The 13,145-nt window shown below is 44.2% G+C and carries 11 protein-coding genes; 1 reads left to right on the forward strand and 10 read right to left on the reverse strand.

Annotation, left to right across the window (positions count from 1 at the left end; genetic code table 11):
- Positions 1 to 7: 7 nt before the first annotated feature.
- The 8 genes from bshC to QD47_RS22305 all read right to left on the reverse strand — a co-directional run bounded on the left by bshC (position 8) and on the right by QD47_RS22305 (position 8,796).
- Positions 8 to 1,639: a bacillithiol biosynthesis cysteine-adding enzyme BshC gene (bshC, locus tag QD47_RS22270; protein WP_044648185.1), complete on the reverse strand. Its 1,632-nt coding sequence runs from the start codon at positions 1,637 to 1,639 to the stop codon at positions 8 to 10.
- Between the two features lie 122 nt (positions 1,640 to 1,761).
- Positions 1,762 to 2,706: an ABC transporter ATP-binding protein gene (locus tag QD47_RS22275; protein ID WP_044648186.1), complete on the reverse strand. Its 945-nt coding sequence runs from the start codon at positions 2,704 to 2,706 to the stop codon at positions 1,762 to 1,764.
- Between the two features lie 11 nt (positions 2,707 to 2,717).
- Positions 2,718 to 3,668, reverse strand: coding sequence for an ABC transporter permease (locus QD47_RS22280; RefSeq protein ID WP_044648187.1), 951 nt, complete (start codon positions 3,666 to 3,668; stop codon positions 2,718 to 2,720).
- Between the two features lie 3 nt (positions 3,669 to 3,671).
- The gene (locus QD47_RS22285) at positions 3,672 to 4,604 is read right to left on the reverse strand and encodes an ABC transporter permease (protein ID WP_044648188.1); all 933 of its coding nucleotides are present in this window, start codon (positions 4,602 to 4,604) and stop codon (positions 3,672 to 3,674) included.
- Between the two features lie 198 nt (positions 4,605 to 4,802).
- Complete coding sequence (locus QD47_RS22290) at positions 4,803 to 6,509, reverse strand: peptide ABC transporter substrate-binding protein (RefSeq protein ID WP_044648189.1); 1,707 nt, start codon at positions 6,507 to 6,509, stop codon at positions 4,803 to 4,805.
- A gap of 153 nt (positions 6,510 to 6,662) precedes the next feature.
- Positions 6,663 to 7,052, reverse strand: a complete 390-nt coding sequence (locus tag QD47_RS22295) for a DUF3397 family protein (protein ID WP_025685747.1) — start codon at positions 7,050 to 7,052, stop codon at positions 6,663 to 6,665.
- A 4-nt stretch (positions 7,053 to 7,056) separates the two neighbouring features.
- Positions 7,057 to 8,019 carry a ketopantoate reductase family protein gene (locus QD47_RS22300; protein WP_044648190.1) on the reverse strand — a complete coding sequence of 321 codons (963 nt, stop codon included), beginning with the start codon at positions 8,017 to 8,019 and terminating at the stop codon, positions 7,057 to 7,059.
- 126 nt (positions 8,020 to 8,145) lie between these two features.
- A complete protein-coding gene (locus tag QD47_RS22305; protein ID WP_044648191.1) occupies positions 8,146 to 8,796 on the reverse strand; it encodes an RsfA family transcriptional regulator in 651 nt (216 codons plus the stop codon).
- Positions 8,797 to 9,093: 297 nt separating this feature from the next.
- Here QD47_RS22305 and QD47_RS22310 point away from each other — a divergent pair, with 297 nt between their 5' ends.
- Positions 9,094 to 10,182 carry a coiled-coil domain-containing protein gene (locus tag QD47_RS22310; RefSeq protein WP_052646875.1) on the forward strand — a complete coding sequence of 363 codons (1,089 nt, stop codon included), beginning with the start codon at positions 9,094 to 9,096 and terminating at the stop codon, positions 10,180 to 10,182.
- 142 nt (positions 10,183 to 10,324) lie between these two features.
- On the opposite strand, the gene QD47_RS22315 is transcribed toward QD47_RS22310, so the two are convergent.
- Together QD47_RS22315 and QD47_RS22320 are read right to left on the reverse strand one after the other, a co-directional pair.
- Positions 10,325 to 11,656 carry a PhoH family protein gene (locus tag QD47_RS22315; protein ID WP_044648192.1) on the reverse strand — a complete coding sequence of 444 codons (1,332 nt, stop codon included), beginning with the start codon at positions 11,654 to 11,656 and terminating at the stop codon, positions 10,325 to 10,327.
- Positions 11,657 to 12,032: 376 nt separating this feature from the next.
- Positions 12,033 to 13,097: an LCP family protein gene (locus QD47_RS22320; protein WP_044648193.1), complete on the reverse strand. Its 1,065-nt coding sequence runs from the start codon at positions 13,095 to 13,097 to the stop codon at positions 12,033 to 12,035.
- Positions 13,098 to 13,145 lie beyond the last annotated feature (48 nt).

Consider the following 13,145-nt stretch of genomic DNA (forward strand, 5'->3'; position numbering starts at 1 on the left):
TGCTAAATCATACATAAATGACACGATGCATACCCGTCAGATCGGTCGGCACATCCATAATCATATCGATCAGGCTGCGGCCGTAACGGTTTAGAAAATGATAGATCGTATACACCCGTTCCTGCGGCTGTCCGAACGGAAAAAGTGACCACTCGATGCGATCCCATTGACGAAGCGCTGTTTCATTTTGCCGGAACAGTGCCTCCTGAACTTTTGCTTCCAGATAGGCAATCTGCTCCAGAATCTTCTCACGATTGGTTTCCCCAATCCGAAGCAAACCTTTTTCAATCAAGCCTGACTGCTGTATCAGTGGTTCGTACATACGGACAAAAGCTTCCTTGGCCCCGACAAACTGCTCCTGCATTCCAAGTTGATCGTGGGTGACAATCCATTGCTTTTTCCGTTCCTCAAGCCCGTCTCTAACTTCTCCAAAGCTCAATTCGTACTTAAGCATATGCTTTTCCACACCTGGCTCCACCAACGTAAAGGACATCCGTGGCAGCAGTAATGGCATCTGCATCCCCAGTACGCCGAAAGCGTCGCGTGTAATCGCCCAGTAGGCAATTTCTCCCAAACCCAGCACAGAGGCCAGCACTGGAAACAGTGAGTCCTGCATAAGAGGGCGAGTTAGGACATTGTTACTAAAACGTTCCGGATGCCTGTCTGTCTCTTCGAGCAGTTCTTCGACTGTAAATGCTACCTGACCGCGGCGATCCGTGAATAGACCATCTTGCTTGAACAGCAGCAAGCGTTCTTCTTCATGGATATAAAAGAGATTGGCGCCGCCTTCATTCACATCTGCTTGCAAATGATAGCCATAATCTACAATCCGTGCAGCAGTCGCGTGGTAAGCTTGCTCCAGCTCATCATTGTGTTGAACCAACCGACGGAAAACGGATGTCTCCAGCTTGCGCAGCAAAGGATCAGCTGAATCCAGCAGCACTAATCCGTAGGCACCGAAAAGAAGTCCCAGCAACTTGGCGAAGCCTTCACCTAATCCGTAAGAATCATTGAAACCATGCTTAATCATGCGTAAAATATCAGCCTTATGCTCTGAGTCAGGCAAGCTTTGCTCTATATCAGCCATAGCTTGCTTCCACTCTGCGACATCGACCTTAATCGCACTAACCGAAGAACGACGTTCCGGCTGCTTATTCAGCTTGATTTTGACTGCTTGCGGGTCATTCGCCATTACATATGTATGATTGACCTCATCCCAGTCATGATCCTCACCGGCAATCCAGAAAACGGGAATAACTGGACGCCCCAGCCGTTCCTCCGCTTCCTTGGCCGCCTTAATAATCGTAGCAGCTTTGTAAACGACCAGCATCGGGCCTGTGAACAGTCCACTTTGCTGCCCGCCAGCCACCACCAGAGCGTCTGGCTGCTCCAGCCGATCCAATGAAGCACGAACTGCCTTGTGTGCATTGTATTGCTCATTGTATATACGGAGACATGCTACGACATCCTTGCGGTTTAATCGCAGATGCTCCGTCTCATCCAGCCGCTTCGCTCGTTGGGCATAAGCATCGGCATGCAGAACATCATATTCATACAAATCGCGTGCGCGTCCTGTACCCTGTATGTAATCTTCTGCCAAAGCCGACCCTCCGCGAAGCTCTTCCGGAATTATTCTCATGGGTCTGCCTCCTGTCTCCACCAAAACCTTACTGCTTGATTGTACCGAAAGCCCTTGTCCGCGTCAAAGCTTCCCACAAAAAAAACCGCCGAGCAAACTCGGCGGTTGGTAGAAAAGCAACATCAGGCGTAAGGCTCGGCTACAAAATGTCCTTTGGACACTTCGATCAGCTTGGCATTTTCCAGGTTGTAGGCTCCTGACTTATTGCCGGATGCATCATTTGTATGAATGGGGCCGGCTTGATCGCCAGGCATAATAATCCGTTTTTTGTTAGCTTCAACTTCTGGATCGGGAATCGGAATCGCCGATAGAAGCATTTTCGTATAAGGATGGATCGGGTTTGCATACAACTCCGCGCTTTCTGCAAGCTCAACCATTTTACCCATATACATTACAGCTACCCGGTCACTGATATGCTTGACCATTGACAGATCATGCGCAATGAACAGGTATGTGAGACCAAGACGCTCTTGGAGCTCTTTTAACAGGTTGACAACCTGAGCCTGAATAGAAACGTCAAGAGCCGAGATCGGTTCATCACAAATGATGAATTTAGGGTTAACCGCCAGCGCGCGGGCAATACCGATCCGTTGACGCTGTCCACCGGAAAACTCATGCGGATAACGGGTTGCATGATCCGGGTTCAAACCTACCAGATCCAACAACTCTTCAATCCGTTTTTTGCGCTCTGCACGGCTACCTGCCATGTTGTGAATATCCAGTGCCTCACCGATAATATCAGAAACCGTAAAACGCGGGTTCAAGGATGCATACGGATCTTGGAAGATCATCTGCATATCACGGCGCATAGCTTTCATTTTACCTGATGATAATTTATAGATATCCGTACCGTTAAAGCGCACGCTACCTGCTGTAGGCTCATATAAGCGAAGAATGGTACGGCCCGCTGTAGATTTACCACAACCTGATTCACCAACCATACCTAGTGTTTCGCCTTCGCGAATATAAAAATTCAGGTTGTCCACCGCTTTGAGCACTCGGTTTTTGCCAACATTAAAATACTTTTTAAGACCTTCAACCTCAATTAAATTGTTGCTACTCACCATGATCTCACCTCCTATTTCTTCAGCTTCGGATCAAGCGCATCACGCAATCCATCACCAAAAAGGTTGAACGCAAGCATAATCAAACTGATCAAACCTGCCGGGAAAAGCATACGCCAAGGATAGTACATCCATCCTGTCAGAGCTGATTCAATCATCGAACCAAGCGACGACTGAGGATTCGGCACCCCTAAACCGAGAAAACTCAGGAAAGCTTCGGAAAAAATAGCGGTCGGAACGCTCAACGTCAATGTAACGATGATCGGACCTACAGCATTAGGCAAGAGGTGGCGGAAAAGCAAGCGACCTGCTCCAGCACCCATGGAACGGGAAGCAAGTACAAACTCTCTGTTTTTGAGTTGCATCATTTCCCCACGCACAATCCATGACATGTTAATCCAACCAGTTACACATAGGGCAATAATAATCGTCGTGATACTCGGCTCCAGTACAACGAGCAGCAGGATCGTAACAAGCAGATAAGGAATGGAATACAGAATTTCAGAAAATTTATTCATGATTTCATCTACACGTCCACCAAAGTAACCCATAATCCCACCATAAATGACACCAATCAGCAAATCAATCATTGCTGCAGCCAAGCCGATAGTTAAGGAAATTCGGGCACCCATCCATGTACGTACAAACATATCACGACCCAACTCATCCGTTCCGAACCAATGCTCCGCAGAAGGGGGCAGGTTTGTGCTCAGCAAATCATTAGAATAGTAATTATAAGGTGACATTATCGGACCAATCAAGGAGAAAAGCACGATAAGAAATAGAATAATCAAGCTAGTCATAGCAACCTTGTTTTTACGAAGCCGTTCCCAAGCATCGCGCCAAGCAGACAAACTTTCCCGCTTAATAACTTCGGATTGCTTTTCATCCACTCCGATTTTCTGGAAATCTTCCGGCTTTACCTGGAGCTTGTCCAGTTTCATAGCATTGTCTTTCACAGACATAAGTTACCCCTCCTTCCCGCCGGTCAGCTTAATCCGAGGATCAATAAACCCGTACGCAACATCCGTAATAAAACGAGCTAACATGAGTAAAACACCATAAAAAATGGTAATGCCCATAATCATAGTGTAATCGCGGCTTGTGATACTATCCACAAACACTTTACCGATACCACCTATTCCAAAGATTCGTTCAATAACAACAGATCCGGTAATAATATTTGCTGTCATCGGGCCAACATAGGTAACAACTGGCAAAATAGCATTCCGCACAACGTGTTTGAACATGATTGTTATCGATTTCAAACCTTTAGCCTTGGCCGTTTTAATATAATCCGCATGTAGCACTTCCAACATACTGGAACGCGTCAATCTTGCAATAAATGCAATCGGTTGAGCAGACAAAGCCGCAACAGGCAGAATGTAGTCCATCGGGCCCTCAAAGCCCATAACATTAAATAGTCCCAACTTTTGAGCAAAAAAGAACTGAATTAATGATGCAAGAACAAAGCTGGGAACCGCAATCCCCATAATTGCCATTATCATAGCTACCGTATCAATGAGCCTACGATGATACAACGCCGCAAGCATACCTAATAAAATACCGACAATAACAGAAAAAACGATAGCAACCAGACCCAACTTAAGTGATACCATAAAAGTTTGTCCAATAATGTCGCTTACATCTTGATTTAATTTTTTCATAGAAATTCCAAAATCACCTGTAACGATATCACCTAAGTATTTAAAATATTGTACATATACCGGCTTATCCAGCCCATACTGTTCCATCAATCGGGCTTGAATCTCAGGAGACGTCGCTCTTTCACTCATGAAAGGGTTACCCGGAATTGCTTTCATTAGAAAAAACGTCGCAGAGATCAGAATAAGCAAAGAAATAAGCATAAAAACGAATTTACTGATCAAATAACGCGCCATCGCCCGTTTACACCCCCCATTTTTTTCGACACCATTCGATTCTATAGAAATAGAGTTAGGTTGTCCACTCTACTTATATGCATGGTTACATAATTCATGAAAGGAACCCTCACACACAAAAAAAACGGGATATATATGGTAGTATCCACATATATATCCCGAAGTAACCCTTCAACTTCAGAATCAAGTATCAGCTACTTACTGTGTTATATAAGCCCTTGTAAAATCAATTGCACCACTAAAATCCAAGGCAATCCCTTTTACATTTGGTTTCGTTAAGGAAGTATTAGAGTAATAGTAAATAGGCAACAAAATCATATCATCCTGAACAAGAAGCTTCTCAGCTTTAGCAAATATTTCCATGCGTTTACCTGGATCAGTTTCTGTTCTAGCCGCTTTAATTAAACCGTCATATTCTGGATTAGCGTATCCAGAATTATTGTTACCATTACCAGTTGTCCAGATATCCAGGAATGTCATTGGATCATTAAAGTCAGCAGACCATCCACCACGAGCAATTTGGAAATTCAATTTGTTACGAGTTTGGATAAATACGCCCCACTCTTGATTCTGTGTTTTAATATCCACACCCAGGTTTTTCTTCCACATATCAGCGACTGCCAAAGCAATCTTTTGGTGTCCTTCAGTGGAGTTATAAAGCAAGGTTATTGGAGGAAGCGAAGTTACACCTTCTTCTTTCATACCTTCTTGAAGCAATTTCTTCGCTTCAGCCACATCTTCCTTGAAATAATCATCTTTGTGCTCATTACGATATTCTTGAGACAAACCTTTAATACCCGGAGGGACAAAGCCATAAGCAGGAATTTCCCCACCCATCGTTACTCTTTCAACAATCGGCTGACGTTGAATGGACATTGCAAAGGCTTTACGAATTTTAAGATTGTTGAACGGTTTTTCAGTAACGTTAAACAAATAGTAATATGTGCTTGCAATTCCTTTAGCCTGGAATTCATTAGGCATTTCATTTTTTACAGCCATCATTTGATCTGCAGGGATTTCGCCATTAGGTTTACCTGCATAATCAAGTTGTCCACTTCTGTAAGAAGCCAGCTCTGTTGCACCGCTGTTTACAAGGGACATTGTAATTGTCTTCAACTTAATTTCGTCCTTACCCCAATAATTCTCATTTTTGGAAACTTCGATCTTTTGACCTGTCTCCCAAGTCGACAATGTGAAAGGCCCATTAGTGATCATGCTTTCTTTTTTAGTCGCCCATTTATCATTACCTTTAACAGACGGGTGCACCGGATAATAGGTGTAGAAAGCAGTCAAGCCCAAGAAGTAAGGTGTTGCATGTTCCAGTTCTACCTGCAATGTATGGTCGTCAACTGCTTTGACACCTACATCTTTGAAGTCTGGAATTTTAGTTCCTTTAAAAGATTTGGATGTGCTCAGGTTGTATCCCTCAGCATTCTTGATATAGTACAATTGGTAAGCATACGGAGGTGCTGGAGCCGTGGAAGGATCCAATACCCGTTGCCAAGCAAATACGAAGTCACTTGCTTTGACAGGGTCACCATTACTCCATTTTGCAGTATCCCGAAGCTTGAACGTATATGTTTTGCCATCATCGGAAATTTTCCATGATTCAGCTACGCCAGGAATTTCTTTACCATCAGGGCCCATACGAACAAGACCTTCATACATTGTTTTCAAAACAGTGTTTGCTTGAGTGTCTTGAGCCTGTGCCGGGTCAAATGTTGGCGGCTCGGATGCCAGATTAATGCGCAAAATCTGTTTGTCGGCCGGAGCCGGCGTAGTTGAGGTATTTTCTTGCGCGCCCTTGCCATTGTTTTCGTTCTTGCTGCTGGAGCCACAACCTGCTAACAGTGCGCCAACTGCAAGAATGAGTGTCAAAAGGACTAAAAAGCTTTTCCTTTTCATCTAGCGTTTTCCCCCTAGTTCTAAAGTGGTATATGTTTATAGATTATACAACCAGCGGTCAAAAAAATCTACATCACATTTCTTGAAATTGAGCTTTTTTTTCAAAAAAACATGATTAATTCATATTTTTTTGGGTTTTCATGTCATGTTATATCACATGTTATTGAATATATTTTTAAAAATGCCAACAATAGTTAATAGAATATACGCTAATGTCATGGCTATAAAAGTTAATCTCCACACTGCTCTACATAATCTTTTCCCATCGACCTTACCCTTTATTCGATTTTGGGCTCCTCCAATTAAACCCAGCGCCAAAAGTAGCAGAAGTAATATCAAATAAAAACCGAATCTTGATGCAAAAATGACATTAAAGAGAGCCGCGACGGATAGTATCAGAAAAGCCGTGGTAATGTCCATAGATATAAGCAATGACTTCTTTTTTTCCAGTTTAAGCAGGTAGCGGCAAACCGCAAACACGATCAGAAACGGAAAAAAGGGAAGAATACTAAATGTGATGATGGTACCTTGTATGAGACTCAACTGATCACCCCTCTTTTAGCCGCATGCCCTCAATTAATTGCCATAATACCGCATGGGTTGGTGCAGTAACCCCCGCTTGCTCTGCCATCTGCACCAGCTGTCCATTAATGGAAGCAACCTCTGTCATGGAATGTGCAAGCACATCGGCCAGCATAGACGACTGATTCTCTGCCGTTGCCCGGCAAACCTTCATAATCTGATCCCACCATGCGCTGTCCCACCGAATACCATTGGCTTCGTACACTTGAATGCCTTCTTCGTATAGCTTGTGCATCATATGTATACGGCCCGGATCGGAAAGCAGCTCTCCATTGGGGATTCGCCATATTGCTGTCAGCGGATTAATCACAGCGTTGATTAGCAACTTACGGTATATACCGTTCTCGATTTCTTTCGACAAGCAAACGTCAAATCCTGCTGTAAGCAGCCGATTTAGCACATATTGTTCGAAACTCCCGACCTGTTTCTCCTCCAGCACATCCGGACAGCCAATCTCCGTAGCCCCCAGCCCGGCATGCACGACGGATGCTACCCCCATTCTCTTGGCTCCTTCGGTCGTTACCGCAGGGTATACCACCGCTTCAGGATAGGCTTGTCTAATTCGTTCTATATGTCCGATTCCGTTCTGTAAGCAAACAATTCCGATATCGCTTTCTGTATTAGCCGCAGATTTAATCTGGTCCAGCACTTCCCCAATCGCCCCCTGTTTAGTCATTATCAAAATCCACCGTGCCGGAACCTGTGAATTCAAGCGTTTCCAATCTGCCAATGGCGCTGCCTTTAATTCGTCTCCTCCAGCCACATGAACAGCAACATGCCCCTCTTTTTCAAGTACAGTTATCCCTTCACAAGCAATGATACGTGCCTGCTCAAGCGTTCGTGTCCATAACCTTACTTTCGTGCCTGAGGCTGCCAGCCTCCCGGCAAACAACAATCCGAGCGAACCTGCTCCAATAATATCAATCACCTATGTATCGTCTCACTTCCATCTTTTTTTCTACTATATCATATGCACTCTAGAGAAATACAAAAAACGCCAACTACGGCAAAGCGTGAGTTGACGTTCTATTTAACATTTACTGCTGTAATTTTGCTACTCAATGCGCTCCAGGTTCCCATTGGCGTCCATTTTGAATCTGGATTTAAGCTCTTCCTCATCCTCAGTGATTAAAGCCAAACGGCGGGCTCGGTCCATAATCTGAATCAAGGCTTTGTAATCATCATTCACGACGCGATAGTCGGTTTGCACCTCATTAACCTCTTTGGACAACCGATCATTAATGGAGCGAAGTTGATTTAATTCCTCTTCCTTTTCACGTAAATCTTTTTCCAGCATCTTGATCTGTCGATTGGTTTCCTGTACAGATCCCTTCCATTGACGCAAAAAACGGATCACTGCGTCGATGGACAACGTATCCTCACTCGTTCCATCCGCTCTGTATAGCCCTTCAGCCGTATCAAGCGTGGCAAAAGCTGCCACCTGAGATACACCAACTGGACTCTGCTTGCGAATATAACTACGTTTTTGACGTTGCGCTTTAGCAATGCTGATGGCTTCATCATAACGCTTGCGCACGCAACTGTTCCAGCGGAAGCCGCATGCTGCGGAGGTTCTTCCTATTTTTTGCCCAACCTCTTCAAATGCGGCGAGCTGTGTTCCGCCTTCCCGGATATGACGCAATGTCACCTCCGCCAGTATCAAATCATCTTCAACACTCCATGCATCTTGTCTTATTGCAGTCATGCCTCTAGCCCTCCTAACAACATCCTGAAATAACCGTCTTCATGAACCGGTCTTACCGGTATTTGAATAGGGTATAAAAGCTGTTTATTTATTTCTATGCCTCTCGTAGAGTTCATAGAATCTATTTGATACTAAATTGTATTTCCATTTCTATAAGAACTCATACGTGGACAAATATAGTTTCGGGTTTCAAGCATCCTCTGGCTGCTGTACAATATATGAATGGTTAAAGAATAAGAAAGGCACATATATATTACTGTTAGACTTTTTTCGGGAATACACAAAAGGGGAAAACCAATGATCAGACCCGCTCTAAAAATGTTAAGTTGTGTTCTGCTGACCATCATTTTGATATGGACCTCCATGTCAGCACGTCCTGTTCTGGCCGCTCCTTCAGAAGAGGCAAACCGGATTTTGCAAGATAGTCTGTCAATCGTCGAGATTGATCATGAAATTGAGCGGATCAGTCAGGAACAACAGATACTTTTACAACGTCAGCAGGAACTTAGAAGCAATCTTGCCACTCAGCAGGAACAGATGACTATGCAAAGGAAACGCGCGGGTTCTGTGCTGCGCTCCTATTATATGGGAGAAAGGGACAAGCTGCTCAGTGTAGTATTGGGTGCCAAAAGTCTAAAACAGCTTCTCTCCCTGTACGATTACTACTTGTTGCTGATTAGCCACGATCAGGATGTACTTCAAGAATACGAGTCCAATTATCGGAATATGCGAAAAACAGAAGAACAGGTCACCCGGGCTTCATCAGATTTGGAAACCGTCAAAACAAACCTGCTGGAACAACGTAAGCGTATTGTCCTGCTTCAGGCGCGTGTAAATGACGGTGTTAACGCCAGCAAGAACCCGGATACTCTACGCAAGCTGATCGGCGAAATGACAGCTTATTGGGAGAATGTAGGCGTCTACGAGGTGAACAAGCATTTTAAAGCGCTAGCTCAAGCGATGCAGGATTTACCTCAATTTATTCAGCAACAGCAAGGAGCCATGGTTACAAACGGCAAAGTCATTACGATAAGCATACGTGAGGAAGATTTTAACCGTTTTCTGAAATCAGAAAATGAATTATTTAATCACTTCAACTTTTCCTTCGGGCAGGATCGTATTGTTGTAGAAGGTCAACAGGGAACCATGAAATTGAGGGTAGAGGGGCACTACACGGTAGAGAATGAACCGCAAAATGCGATTTTATTCCATGTGGATCGCCTGGTCTTTAATGGGCTGGAGCTACCAGATACGACCCGTAACAAGCTGGAAAAGGATTTTGATCTGGGCTTCTATCCTCAGCAACTCATTTCTTATGTCAAGGCTACAGAGGTACGCACCATAGCCGGAGTACTTGAGGTTAAGCTCGAATTGAGCCTGAAGTAAGGCTTTGTCACCCTTGTATTGCTATCATAAATAATACATGGACAAAAATAAGAGACCCCGGGATGTTCCCGAGGTCTTCTTATTTACAACAAATACTGCGCAGTATATAAACATCCTGATAATGGGATAGTGATATGAGCTACTACAGCAAATCTGCTGCCAACTGCGCCAGCTTGGAGCGCTCTCCTTTTTCCAGCATGATATGTCCGCTAATCCCTTCCTGCTTGAAGCGTTCTACTACATACGTCAAGCCGTTACTGGCAGCATCCAGATAGGGGTGATCAATTTGCTCCGGGTCTCCCATCAAGATGATTTTACTCCCCTCACCTACACGGGACACGATTGTTTTAATTTCATGCCGGGACAAATTCTGTGCCTCATCAATAATAATAAATTGTCCAGGTATTGAACGCCCGCGAATATAAGTGAGCGCCTCCACCTGAATACTGCCCAAGCCCATCAAAATTTTATCAATATCGCCTGATTTTTTGGTATCAAACAAATATTCCAGATTGTCGTAAATCGGTTGCATCCACGGACGAAGCTTTTCTTCCTTTTCTCCCGGTAAATAACCGATATCCTTGCCCATAGGAACGACAGGACGGGCGATTAGCAGCTTCTTGAAGCGATGTTCATCCTCTACCTTGAGCAGACCAGCAGCGAGCGCCAGCAACGTTTTGCCTGTACCCGCTTTTCCGGTAATCGTCACCAGCGGTATATCGTCATTAAGCAATAGCTCCAGCGCCATCCGCTGTTGGGCATTACGCGCACTGATCCCCCACACCGGTTCATTGCTTAAATACAGAGGCTCTAATCGGTCTGCTTCCTGGTTTACTTTCAGCAATGCTGATTTTCCAGTCCCCATCTCGTCCTTTAGAATAACGAATTCATGAGGATATAGCGTATAAGATAGCTCCAATGGCTTAATCGGTAAAAAACGATTGGAATAAAACTCATCTATGATGGACGGATGCACCTGAATTGCCGAGTACCCGGGATATAGCTCACTCAGATCACCGGTTCTGTCGGATAAATAGTCTTCGGTCAGCAGTCCCAACACATCTGCCTTGATTCTCACCAGCACATCTTTACTGACCAGTACGACCGAACGCGGTTCAGGGAGCTCCTGCTCCTCCAACTGATAATTCAAGGCGACCGCCAAAATTCGGTTATCGTTCGAAACTTCCCCGAACATCTCCTGAACTTTCAAAAAGCTCCGATGATTTAATTCAACCTTGAGCCTCCCACCTTGCGGAAGCGGAACACCACTGTGCAGATGCCCTACTTCCCTCAATCCGTCCAGCAATCGCGATACGTTGCGGGCATTCCGTCCAATCTCATCCGCGTTGCGTTTTTTGGAGTCAATTTCTTCCAGAACAACAGCTGGAATAACCACTTCATGTTCTTTGAAGGTAAAGATGGCTTTCGGATCATGCAGTAGCACATTCGTATCCAGCACAAAAATTTTCTTCATTTAGATCCCCTCCAAAGCGGCGTGGACAATCTCGTGTTTCATACCTATACCTATTCACCGAGTAGCCAATACTTGCTGATTCCCTGAAAAAAGACCCCAGAAGCAGCGTTAAACAACGAAAAGTTGATAGGTAATTAGAGCTTTAGAGCCTGTACACCTTTGGATCAGACACAAAAGGCCCAGTGATCACTCACTGGACCTTACTTATTTCATTCATTTCATTACAGAAAAAGCAAACGACATTAGACAGCAAACGGGTATGAATGTCAAATCCATATACTTGGCGTGCTACCCATTCAGACATACCTCAACCCCCTTATGCAATAGAGCTTTTACTCGCTGCGAGTATAACATAAGAGGGAAGAAAGATACAAACTCAAGAATTGGAAGAAGAGACAGTATTATTGTCGCTCGCTTTTTTTGATAGCTCCTCTTGCAAGGATTTTCTGGCCAGTTCAAGCTGTTGCTCATCAATATAGACATAAGGACTGCGCCATGTTCCTGCTACCGGATTGTATTTCACATTTTGCTTGGAAATATTCCAATAGGTCTGTACGAGATTTTTCATTTGCTGAGACTCAATATCCGTCATCAAATTCTTATCAACAGATTTAATAATTGCACTAAATTTACTTAGAGCACTGAAGGACTGCATTTGGTCAATTAAGGAATGAAGCACCTGATTTTGTCGACGGTTGCGATCAAAATCATCAGATTCAGCTGTTCTCGGGCGACAGTTTGATTTGCGGTAACGAACAAAATCAAGGGCCTGATCACCGTTCAAATGTTGTGCTCCAGCCTTCAAGTTAATGTTAGTACCATCTGCACTGTCACGGTAACACATATTTTTGTCGACTGTAACATCTACGCCACCCAAATTATCCACAACATCTCTGAAGCCCTGGAAGTTAATAACCGTCACATAATCGATGTCAATATTCAAATATTTGCCGACCATCTTCTTCATTTGCTCTTCAGCGACTTCACCAGACTCTTTCTCTCTGGCCTTGAACACCGGATAGTACTCATTCAGCTTACGAGGTTTATATCCATCCAGTTCCAGTCGCGTATCCCTCGGCAACGACACGATTGTAGATGACTTGGTATTCGGATTCAGTGTAGCTACCATAATAACGTCCGACAAATAAGTTGGATGATCAGGGCGGTAATCCGTTCCAAGCAACAAAATGGTCAAAGGCTTGGCCTCGGCCAATTGTGTTTTGGGCACTTCCTTATTGATCCCCGTATCTAAAACTTCCTCTACCTGATTGTATAGGTAGTAGGCATAACCGCCAGCCGCCAAGATACCTATAATGAGCAGAAACAGAACAAACTTCATAAACGATCTGAAAAAGCTTTTTTTCTTTTTCGTTTTTTTCGGTTTGGCGGATTTTTTCCCGCTTTGTGTCCGGGGAGGCAATCCGTTAGAAAGATTACTCATGCTTCAACACCTTTTCCTGCGTTTTGAGAAATAAAACTTTCTCCAAGT

Origin of the sequence: Paenibacillus terrae (assembly GCF_000943545.1) — a bacterium.
Taxonomy (GTDB): Bacteria; Bacillota; Bacilli; order Paenibacillales; family Paenibacillaceae; genus Paenibacillus; species Paenibacillus terrae_A.